Origin of the sequence: Galactobacter sp. (assembly GCF_022712295.1) — a bacterium.
Taxonomy (GTDB): Bacteria; Actinomycetota; Actinomycetes; order Actinomycetales; family Micrococcaceae; genus Galactobacter.
Genome location: NZ_JALAGT010000169.1, coordinates 1 through 6,278, shown reverse-complemented (window position 1 = coordinate 6,278; position 6,278 = coordinate 1). Strand labels below are relative to the sequence as shown.

The following is a 6,278-nucleotide window of genomic DNA, read 5'->3' as shown; positions in this document are numbered from 1 at the left end:
GCTCTTCGACGGTCACGGTTTGTGAGGCGTCGTTGATGTCCTTGTGTTCGGCTACGGGCTCGCCGGTGGTCTCGGCGCCCTCGTAGACGGACTCGTAGGCGACGAGGGCCTTGCCGGTGAAGCCTTCGGGGACGGTGAAGGTGACGTCGACGGTGCCGTTGGCGTCGGTGGGGGTGAAGGTGGTTTGGGCCTTGATTCCGGTGGGGGTGCCGTCGGACTTGAGCATGAGTTCGCCGGCGACGGTGTATTTGGTGCCGGGGATCAGGTTCTTGTAGGCGATGGTGTCGATGAGGGTGCCGCCGTTCCAGGCCAGGATGTGGTCTTGGTCGGCGGAGTCGACGAGGGTGGTGCCGATTACCGGGGTTTCGGTGGTGGGCAGCTTCCACGTCGCGCGGGCCGAATCCGACACCGTTTTGGTGGAGGGCGCTACCAAGATGATGGACTGTCCGTGGCTGCTCTTGGTGGGCAGCTGCCCCTCACCCGTCGGAACCGACAAGACGAAGCCCGTGCCGTTCTGCCCCTTAGCCGTGGCAGTGACGGTCACCGCCTGTTCTTGCGTGTCGGCCGGAACCTTGACGTAGACGGACTGTCCGTCAACCACGGCGTTGGGGTTGATCGGGTCACCGTCTCCATCGGCGAAGTCGAAGCCAGGGGCGGCGCTTACTGTTGCGCTTTCGGCGCTCGTGCTGATCACGAACGGTCCGACCAGCCCGCCGGGGTTCTGCTCCGTATCCGGGCCCGTCACGCTGACGGTCGTGGTGAAGTCACTCGGCTGCATTCCCGAGCTGGCGTTAGCGCCATTGACGAGGTACCAGTACGCCGTCTCCGAATCGGCGGTTTCCCAATTCCAGGCGGCATCCCAACCGAGGTCGGTATAGCGCCAGATCGCGTACTGCGTCGCTTCAATAGCGTCATTCGCAGAGATGCCAGGCGTGCCAATGGCTGCCCCGAAGTCCTCAAGAGAGACGGCCGGGTAGCTGTGGGCCAGCACCCAAAGGACCTTCGACTGCGCGACAGGGTTGGTGAAGAGATTCGCGCCGAGATAACTATCTAGGTCTCCAACACTGGCGTGAAGGCCCGTCTTGGCAGAGACATCGTGTTCGATGCAGTAGGCCCAGTAGTCCGGCGTGCCTGGGTTCGCAGGATCTGCGGGGGTGTCCTCATAAATAGCGTGAAGGCGCGTCCCGGAGTACCCCTGTGTGTTTTTTCCGACGTAGACGCTATCCCCAATGGCCACATCAGCTTGAGCGGCGGGCGCAAGCGCTCCCGCGAGTCCCAGAGCAGTCAGAGCAGTTGCTGCAGCAAACCTGGCGACGAGCCCGCGGCGGCGATTGCGTCTCGGTCTCCGATCGATGTTCTTCGTCATTTTCCCTCCAGCGAGTGATCAAACGCCGTGGCGCACGGTCCGCGACGCAGTGCAGGGAGTGTGAACCTGCTTGGTCAATGTCGAGTGGAACAGCACGAGAAACTCATGCACGCTACTCAAACCACACTCATCGGCTGATGCGAGCGCAGTCTTGCGCTTGCTCGACCTCGCCCTCCCGCCTGGTCTGGGTGAGACCGGAGGGGAGGGCGAAGTGCACCCTCATGTGAGGGTGCGGCACCGCTTTATCGCCCCACTAAGTCGTAGCTTTGACTCGGCATTGCCGTAATCGCAGTTCGGCTGCGGGGCCCTATTTGAATAATCTGTAGGTAACTCACTCGAAACCGCTAGGAAAGTTCGCCTAGTAACTCCGCTGAGTGCTACTTTGCGAACTACGATGGAGGTGGTGATTCCCCAATTCTCAAGTCGTTAGATCAGGTGCCGAACTCCCAGGAAGCAGCGGTACAAGAGCCCTGGAATGATGCGGCAGTCGCGCTGAACGCCTGCCGAATCTGAATGTGAGTCAACCTCAGCCCGCGCCTCTCCCGCAACCGACTAAAGCATGTTTTCTGCGATCGCCGACAAATGACCCCCATAAAGGGGTCAACGGTGGAGGTGAATAGCCTCACGGTGTTTCAAGACGCGGACCGCTGCACTTTGACCCCCGTATGGGGGTCTTTTTTTTCGCGGAAGAGGTCATGAGGGCCTTTTCTCGCAAGTGAGCAGTATCGTAAATGGCGTTATTCGAGCTGCAATACTGATTGATTGGATCGTCATCGCGTCAGACACGAATCGGCAGGGGGACATATCAACGGCGCTCGGGACCGGTCGGAAGAGTCACAGCCCCCCGACGTGCCACAGATATCCTGAGGGCGTCGTTTTCAGTTCAGATGTGAATTGGTGAAAATGAACCTTCTGAGACATGTGCCCTCCGCGCTCGGCATACGGGACCATGAGGGTCTGCAACCCGTGTCGCCCGGTCCGGCGACCGAAGCGTTGCTAGGCGCGATCACTCGAGTTGTGTTGATCGCGGCAACCGTCTGGCAGGCCGCCATGGTAGCCGTCACCCTCGTCTCGCTACGCCCTGGGGCCGGGTTCCTCGCCTCCGCCCAGATGCTCGTCGCTCTGGTCGCTGTCGCCGCACGGCGGAAGTCGAGCTGCGTCCCTTGGCTCACCATCGCGATGGTTTTCGCCGGCGTGTGGGGCTATCTCGTGAGCGGCGATATCGACTCGGGACTCACGTTCGCGGCATGCTGGCAGATCAATTTCGCCTCATTCGTCGCCGGCCTTCTTGTACTTCGTCGCTATGCGATTCCCATGGTCATGGGCTTAGCCGCATTCGCCGCGACGACGATTCTCGTCCTGCTCCCGGGATGGGGCTTCCAATTGCCGTTGTCCGTGTGCGTCACGCAGACCACCATAGTTCTGGCGATCAGGCTGGGGGTGGCCTTTCTGTTGCGCAGCGCAGCGGCTACGGACAGCGATGTTCGCAGAGCCGATGCGGCCGCTCTCCGAAGTGAGTCCGTTGCACACGTCGGCGCTCGCCTCGCCGAAGAGTCGCGTTTGCTTCACGACACTGCGATCAACACCTTCGCTGCTGTCGCATCAGCCGGAGCCGCCGTGAACGATGAGCGTCGCGTTCGGTTGCAGTGTGCACGGGACGTTGAGCAGGTCGAGCAGCTCAGGGGCGCGCGGCGTGGGGCATCCGGCGCATCAATCATGGAGGTGTTTGAGCATTCCCGGCTACCGGTGCGCAGGCAAGGCGCAAGCGATGCCGTCATCGATCGACTTGACCGGGATCTTCCCCCCGACGTGACTCGCGCCGTGGTGGGGTGCGCGCGCGAGGCCGTGAACAACGCTGCGAAACACTCGGGCGCCGACCATGTCGACTTTGCTCTCGACGCAGACGCGCGGGAGTTCCTCATGCGCATCTCGGACGATGGACGAGGATTCGACCCAGAGTCTGCGGCCAAGCGCGGCCTCGCCACGTCTATTGAACAGCGGGCGAAGGAGTTCGGTATCGGCGCCGAGGTCATTAGCGTTCCGGGCGCGGGGACGACCGTCACGCTACGAGTGCCGTTGGAAGCCGGAAGGCTCAGCAAGTCCGTTTTCGTTGACGACGGGGCGTTGAAAGAAGCCGCCAGCACGAGTCGCCGGCGAGCCGGAGCCTACTGGGGCATTGGCGTCACCGCCGAGAGTATCGTGCTCACGCTCGCTGGCGGGACGAACGAGCATCTTGCGTTGCTTCCGATGATCGCGATCATGCTGGTTTCCTCGTTGGTGGCTGCGTCGGCAGTGTTTCGCAAGACAGTGCTTGCGCCGCTGATACTCGTCGCAGCAACCGTGGCTGTCTTCGCGCTTTCTGCCCGAGCAACTGAGTTCGGCACTGTGAGTCCGATTCACTGGCAGGCGCTGGCCCCGACCGGCCCGGCCGTGCTTCTCCTCTCAATTAGGGACGGCAGACCATGGAGGATCGCGGGGGCCGGAATCTGGGTTGTGGTGACGATGGTGATCGTCCTCTGGACGGCCTCTAAGTCGCCGGTTGGGGCAAGCATCGTCGCTATTGCCGGGCTCGTAGGCCTGGGCTTCTCGCTTGTGTGGATGAGGTTTCAGGAATTCATGGTGAAGCTCTCGGAGGTTGCGGCCGATGCCAGACGACACGAGTTTGAGTCGCAACTGCGAGGCGAGCGCGAAGCGGCGGCGCAAGCCAGCTATCAGCGGTGGACTAACGCGGGACTTGAAGCCGCCAGCGAGCTACTACGAGGAATTCGCGACGGAGCGCTGGACCCTGCCTCCGACTCGACACGCTCGGCTTGCGATGAGGAAGAACGATATCTGCGACAACTTGTCCTGATCAGTCCCGAACTGGCATGCCTGGGCGCGTCGTTCATGTCGCTTCTGCACTTGGCGCGTGAGGCCGATGTGCGGCTTACCTTGCGGTTGGGCGACCAAGACACGAGCGATGTGGCCAGCGCTGAGTCGATTGCGCAGGTCGTGCGGTCTAATATCTTTGCCGTGGGCCGGGGCGGTTGGCTTTCGGTAACTCTGTTCCCTGTGTCGGATGGCCTCCGGCTGACGCTGACCGGACCATCCTTGCGGGTCCCGGAGCAGTTCCGGGTCGGCAGCCGGCTTGTCCGACTCGGAGAGACGGAGTTGCTGGAGATCGACTTCGCTACGGCAACCACGGCGTGACGAGGCGTGCACTCGAACAGAGCTGTCGTCGTCTCCTCCGCAGAGGGTAGAGCTATGAAGAGGCGGTCGTGAAGAACAACGTCGAGCCAAAGTCGCGCATTGCCATCGTTGAGGACCATCTGCTGCAGCGAGCGCGCACTGAAGAGATTCTCGGGGGTGTGGCCGGCCATGAGGTCGTGTTCAGTGGGGAGACCTTGCCTGAATTCGTCGCATGGTCGGCAACGACCCCGCGTGAGCGGCTTCCACACCTGCTCGTTCTCGACCTCATGGTGGATCGTCAGCCGAGCGCAAGCCCCGCGCAAGTCGCTGCGCTAGTCAGCGCCGGGCTCACGGTGCTGGTGCTCTCAGCGATGGCCTCGCCGTCACTAGTCCGTCAGATCGTCCAGGCTGGGGTGTCGGGCGTGGTTGGGAAGCGCGACAGTGAGCAGGACATCCTTGCCGCAGTGGCGGCGGCGCTGCGCGGGGAAACGTGGATGACCGTCGAGTTGGCCTCAGTGATTGCTGGCGACCCTGGTCGACCGACTCTCAGCATCCAAGAGGAGCGAGCCCTCGTGCTTTACGCGTCTGGGCTCAGCGTTGAGCAGGTGGGAGCTGCGATGAACATCGGCCGCGAGACTGCGAAGCAGTACCTTGACCGTGTGAAGAGGAAGTACTCGGAGGCGGGCGTACCAGTGCGGTCAAAGTTGGACTACGGGCGCATCGCCTGGGCGGATGGCTACCTGGACCCCTCGTTGCCCGATGGGACTTGAGGTCTGACACACATTAAAACCGCGCTCTCGGCACTGCACCGTGAAACCTGCAATGCTCCCGGCCGGACGAGTTCACCAGGGCGACCCGCTCCTCGTGGTGCTCAGAACGTCAAGATTTCTTCGGAGCCAGGCCACCATCCCGCCGAGGGCCGGGGGAGGTCTCCAGGCCGAGGCCTAGGCCAAATGCAATGGAGGGATCGGCCACCGGGGAAAGTGCTCGGCGGCGTTGGCGACTCGCATTCCACGCGCTCGACCTCGTGGTACCGGGCGGTGGTTACGCCGCCGCCGGCACGTATCTTGCGCCGGTGTACTCGTGGGCATTACCGGCGAGGATCCGGCACTCGTCGAAGAGCAGCGAGTAGTAGGGCTTCCCGCCGTCGTCGAACAGCACGGCGGGGAGTCGCCCGAACTCGTCAACGGCGATGTCCAGGAGGCGCCCGTCCCAGAGCCCGCCCACGCACTCGATCTTCAGCGAAGAGGTCATGCGCCTAGGTTATGACCGTCCCGCGACAACAACACCCCGCGGGCCGCCCACAGCCGGCCCAGCCAAAGAGCAGAGCCCGCCGGCCGCACCCGCTTACAGCGCGGCGTCGAGCCCCTTCACGAGCACGCGGTGCAGCTCGGGATCGCACGGCACGGAGACCCCGTCGATGGAGGTCACAGCGGCGGCGAGGCGGACAGACGAAACCAGCCACACGCCGTCGGTCTCAAGAAGAGCGGCCGGCGTCAGCGGGCCGTATCCGAGCGACCAGCCCGCCTCGCGGGCCACCTCGAACGCGGCCGCCTGCGTGGTGCCGGCCAGGATGCCGGTCTCCAGCTCGGGGGTCAGCAGCGTGACACCGGCGTCGGTGCGGCGGGCGATCAGCACGGAGGAGGTCGGCCCCTCCAGCACGCGCCCGTCGGAGGTCACGAAGATCGCGTCGTCGGCGTCGTGGGACTGCGCCCAGCGCTGCGCGGCCATGTTGATGGCATAG

At 63.3% G+C, this 6,278-nt stretch carries 5 protein-coding genes; 2 read left to right on the top strand and 3 right to left on the bottom strand.

All coding sequences use genetic code 11. The annotated features are described in order from the left end of the window. Nucleotides 1-1,366, bottom strand: a 1,366-nt coding sequence (locus Q0A15_RS12215; RefSeq protein WP_291279802.1) for a VaFE repeat-containing surface-anchored protein, incomplete at its 3' end; no start/stop codon positions are given. 903 nt (nucleotides 1,367-2,269) lie between these two features. Between Q0A15_RS12215 and Q0A15_RS12210 the strand changes: the two genes are divergently transcribed. Beyond that, nucleotides 2,270-4,555: an ATP-binding protein gene (locus Q0A15_RS12210; RefSeq protein WP_291279801.1), complete on the top strand. Its 2,286-nt coding sequence runs from the start codon at nucleotides 2,270-2,272 to the stop codon at nucleotides 4,553-4,555. A 68-nt stretch (nucleotides 4,556-4,623) separates the two neighbouring features. Continuing rightward, nucleotides 4,624-5,304 (top strand): hypothetical protein, encoded by a 681-nt coding sequence (locus tag Q0A15_RS12205; RefSeq protein WP_291279800.1) that lies wholly within the window; start codon nucleotides 4,624-4,626, stop codon nucleotides 5,302-5,304. Nucleotides 5,305-5,578: 274 nt separating this feature from the next. On the opposite strand, the gene Q0A15_RS12200 is transcribed toward Q0A15_RS12205, so the two are convergent. Together Q0A15_RS12200 and Q0A15_RS12195 are read right to left on the bottom strand one after the other, a co-directional pair. After that, nucleotides 5,579-5,788 carry a hypothetical protein gene (locus tag Q0A15_RS12200; RefSeq protein WP_291279799.1) on the bottom strand — a complete coding sequence of 70 codons (210 nt, stop codon included), beginning with the start codon at nucleotides 5,786-5,788 and terminating at the stop codon, nucleotides 5,579-5,581. Between the two features lie 93 nt (nucleotides 5,789-5,881). Next, nucleotides 5,882-6,278, bottom strand: a 397-nt coding sequence (locus Q0A15_RS12195; protein WP_291279798.1) for an aminotransferase class IV, incomplete at its 5' end; no start/stop codon positions are given.

Coding starts and splice junctions, on each gene's coding strand:
- Q0A15_RS12210 (WP_291279801.1), top strand. CDS start 2,270: ATGAACCTTCTGAGACATGTGCCCTCCGCGCTCGGCATACGGGACCAT.
- Q0A15_RS12200 (WP_291279799.1), bottom strand. CDS start 5,788: ATGACCTCTTCGCTGAAGATCGAGTGCGTGGGCGGGCTCTGGGACGGG.